The organism is Methylobacterium sp. J-030 (genome assembly GCF_022829545.1).
Lineage (GTDB): Bacteria > Pseudomonadota > Alphaproteobacteria > Rhizobiales > Beijerinckiaceae > Methylobacterium.
The window spans coordinates 1-2,908 of sequence record NZ_JAKSYM010000398.1; the positions used below are offsets into that span (position 1 = coordinate 1).

Below are 2,908 nucleotides of genomic sequence, written 5' to 3' on the forward strand. Positions count from 1 at the left end.
CAGCCGGCGCCGGTCGGGGCCAGCCCCGTGACGAACAACAGCACGTCGAGCAGCAGCCGGTCCCTGACCCAGCACAACAGCTTCAAAGTTGACATCACCGGCAGCCAGACGCCGCGGGAGCACGCCGACGCCTTCACCAAGTCGGCGGACGGGCTGTACGCGCTGGCGCTGCGGAACGCGCAGACGGCGACGGTGTAGGCCATAGGGCGCCTTCAGCCGGATGCGCTAGTCGGCACTGAAGAACGCACAGATTACCATCGTCTAGCCGGACCAGTTGCGACGGTCGTTCACTATGGGCAGGCGCGAGGATGTCATCACCAACGCCAGAGTGTATCGCCTCCAATCGGCGACACCGCGTAAATCCTGACTGCTAAGGTTGACGCGAACGACACAACAATAACAAATGTTATTACAGGAAATCCCTACATAAGCATTACCATTTAATGAGATCTGCGTTAAATTGACTGCCTGCTATGAGGAGCCTTCCATGTTCAGCCTAATGCTTGGTGCCGCTGGCGCTCTGCTAAGTGTCGCTGCTGTCGGAATAGCCGGTCTCGCGCTCTATGGGGCATCCGCAGCAGGCTTCGGAGAATAATCCCGGAGGCAGGCTCATTCCGCGTTGGAGCAATCCAACGAGCCAGGCCGCACCCCGGCAGCAAATCACGATGTGATCAAACGCCAGGCCGATTCTATAGGAGGGCTCGCGGTAGGTCTGCCTATCAATTGATGGGCGCAGGTCTTCAGCCTACGCGGCGCCTACTTTGCAGCTGCGAGGCGGCCGCAGTTCAGCGAACGACCGCTTCGGGGCTATGAACGGTGCTGCGGTGAGCGCGGTGATGGTGCGGCTGTGGTGCACGACTCTGAGCATAGCCCGAAATCGGAACCGCTTCGGCCAGCGGCTGGGTTGGGCCGCCCAGGAGCGCACCAAATAACCCTCCGGGCCGGTATCCTTGCGCGGCCACGATCCTATTGGCCTTTTCGAGGCTCATATCACAGGCGCTTGTCATACCTTGGAGAGCGCCGAGGGCACGCTCGTATTCAGGGAGATTGACACAGCCTGGTGAAGTCCAAGCCCGAGCAGGAGCCGGTCCTACTAACGCGGCGACAAGAACGGTAAACGCTACGCTTGTCTTGACCCTCACAGCCAACTCTCCACCGTTTCCTCGGTCGAATAACAGTGGCCGAAAGCCCAACGATCCCACCTGCGACACGCGCAGCCAAGTCATGTGGGTGAAGTGAGGATCAGAGCCGTCGGGGTATCGGTGGCAAAAAACCATGACGGCGCAGCAACCCGTGAGGTCACTGCGCCGCTGGATCGGGCCACCTGAGGGGGCGATGGCGGCCACACGGAAGCGAGTACGCCTATCTCAGCGCTCGTGGAGTGCGCCCGAACACATCCGCCAGCATGTGGCTCGGCGGTGACACGCATCGACGACCACCTGTGGACGGTGCCGAGCGCCTCTGATTGGTCAAGGTTCAAGGGCGAACGTGGGTCGTTCACCTCGATCCGGCCTTGCCATGTTCGCCAGCCCTCGCGCCTTCGTCCACTACCACCGCGAGCGCCTTGCCGTGCTCCTGTCGTCTGCCTTGTTCCTTTCGGGCGCACTCCCGCTGTTCTGGGCGATCGGCTGACGATCCTGACGCACAAAGTATTCACCTCGCTCCCCCCGTTAGTAGGCGTCAGCCGGTGACTGTCACGAGGCGTCATCCGGTGATCCGGATCGACGCCAGCAATAGCCAGAGGTCGGCGAGGCCGAGCGAGCCGTGATGATATGGCCGCCCGGCCGGCGCACCTCGGCCGTGACCCTCACCTGGCAGCTCTCTTGTGAAACTCACGCTGATGGCTGAACTGAATGTCTGGTTGGTACGCACCAAATTGGCGGTAGCTGCCGTGCTTCTGGTGCTCACGGGCATCATCGCCCTGGCCCGTGGGATCGCGCGTCTTCTGTGAAGGAGGCATCACGCCATGATCGAAGGCGACGACCCGACCGCTGGAGCCGCGGATGCCCTGACTGCGGCCGGCTACATGATCGAACGCTTCGACGAGGATCCTGGCCTGTGGCGGGTGAACGGTGAGGTGATGACCGGAGCTGAACTGCTCGACGAAGCGAAGCGGATGGGACTTATAGACGGGTAGGGCCGGGTGCAGTAGCTCACCGTCATGGCCAAAGAGATCCCCAGCGTCGGCGACCTGCGCCGCAAGTCCGAGGTGACGGACGAGGAGATCGCGGCTGCGAGAGACGCCTACCTGAAGGACGAGGCCGCCCCGCCGTTCGCCTTCAAGTCCGGCCACACCATCGACGTGGCCAAGGCGATCGAGATGCACCCGCAGGCCAAGAAGCTGCTCGCCGATGAGGCGACCACGCCCGGCCTGCGCCGCACGATGGTGATGACCGCCGTCATCATGGGCTTCCCGGTCCAGGGATGAGCGCAGATACAGATCGCGAGCAGCTACGAGAGCGACTGCTGACCCGTCTCGGCGGCTTCATCCAGGGCATCGGCCTGAGCGTCCCGGCAGCGCGGGAGATCGTCGAGCGCGCGATTGCTGACGGTCCGAACGCTGATCCCGTCGACATCGAGGCGAAGGCGCGCGCCTGGATGCTGATCGCGCTGGCATAGCAAGATGATTGATAGTCAGGACGCCATCCTTGATGCGGCGAGCGTCTTGCGAGCCCGTGGTCATGCCGTCGAAGCCGATGCGGATTTGGAGCTGTGGCATGTCGATGCCGACTGGATCACCGACGAACAGCTGCTGGTTCTCGCTGTACTTGCTGGTTTGAGAGATGGCCCAGGGCGCGCTCAATAGGCCTCGGACATGCTCGCAGATCGCATTCTCAAAGCCGTGGTAGCCCTGCGCGCGGCAGGTCATCGGATCGAGGCAGTGCCCGGCGCAACCAACATCTATCGG

5 protein-coding genes are annotated in these 2,908 nt (G+C 62.5%); all 5 read left to right on the forward strand.

The features are described 5' to 3' along the window. Positions 1–198 (forward strand): hypothetical protein (locus MKK75_RS32345; protein WP_244046568.1); only part of this gene is annotated, 198 nt, incomplete at its 5' end. Positions 199–1,966: 1,768 nt separating this feature from the next. Beyond that, positions 1,967–2,137 carry a hypothetical protein gene (locus tag MKK75_RS32350; protein WP_244046569.1) on the forward strand — a complete coding sequence of 57 codons (171 nt, stop codon included), beginning with the start codon at positions 1,967–1,969 and terminating at the stop codon, positions 2,135–2,137. Positions 2,138–2,161: 24 nt separating this feature from the next. Beyond that, positions 2,162–2,428 carry a hypothetical protein gene (locus tag MKK75_RS32355; RefSeq protein WP_244046570.1) on the forward strand — a complete coding sequence of 89 codons (267 nt, stop codon included), beginning with the start codon at positions 2,162–2,164 and terminating at the stop codon, positions 2,426–2,428. Next, positions 2,425–2,619, forward strand: coding sequence for a hypothetical protein (locus MKK75_RS32360; protein WP_244046571.1), 195 nt, complete (start codon positions 2,425–2,427; stop codon positions 2,617–2,619). Before MKK75_RS32355 ends, MKK75_RS32360 begins: the two co-directional genes overlap by 4 nt. A gap of 4 nt (positions 2,620–2,623) precedes the next feature. Further along, a complete protein-coding gene (locus MKK75_RS32365; protein ID WP_244046572.1) occupies positions 2,624–2,806 on the forward strand; it encodes a hypothetical protein in 183 nt (60 codons plus the stop codon). The last annotated feature ends 102 nt before the right edge of the window (positions 2,807–2,908 follow it).

Bases quoted from the DNA above. Each gene is read 5' to 3' on its own strand.
- MKK75_RS32350 (WP_244046569.1), top strand. From the start codon at position 1,967: ATGATCGAAGGCGACGACCCGACCGCTGGAGCCGCGGATGCCCTGACT.
- MKK75_RS32355 (WP_244046570.1), top strand. From the start codon at position 2,162: ATGGCCAAAGAGATCCCCAGCGTCGGCGACCTGCGCCGCAAGTCCGAG.
- MKK75_RS32360 (WP_244046571.1), top strand. From the start codon at position 2,425: ATGAGCGCAGATACAGATCGCGAGCAGCTACGAGAGCGACTGCTGACC.
- MKK75_RS32365 (WP_244046572.1), top strand. From the start codon at position 2,624: ATGATTGATAGTCAGGACGCCATCCTTGATGCGGCGAGCGTCTTGCGA.